The organism is Polaromonas sp. P1_G2 (genome assembly GCF_056405515.1).
In genome coordinates this window covers 1-374 of sequence record NZ_JBFUBY010001637.1, presented here as the reverse complement: position 1 = coordinate 374, position 374 = coordinate 1, and the positions used below count along the sequence as shown (strand labels likewise).

Annotated in this window: 1 protein-coding gene; it reads left to right on the top strand. The window is 50.5% G+C overall.

The window, feature by feature from the left end:
• Positions 1-175: 175 nt before the first annotated feature.
• The coding region (locus AC1D0P_RS31895) for a hypothetical protein (RefSeq protein WP_477680382.1) at positions 176-374 on the top strand (199 nt) is incomplete at its 3' end.

Below are 374 nucleotides of genomic sequence, written 5' to 3'. Positions count from 1 at the left end.
CTATATCCGCTGCGGGGGTAGAAGAGGCAAGTCGTTGTAGGGACGGTCGGGCCTGAATGACATGTCGAGGTTTTCCTCATTTATCGACATGTTTCGATATGTCGATGATGACGACATGTCGGCATGACGTGTCGACAGAATTCAATTCTATCGACATATGAGGCTTGGAGCAAGGATGGGCAGACCGTCTTACAATCCGGATCACGGGCTTGGCCTTGACCCGCACCAAAACAGTAAAGCTGGTGCAGGGCGACTGCAAATTTCCGGTGATTTTCCTGTTCTTGCACGTCAGATCCATCGCCATCGACACATGGCTCCGAGCGTCAGAGAAACAATATCATACGAATCGGTCGCCAATATAAAAAGGCCCGAAG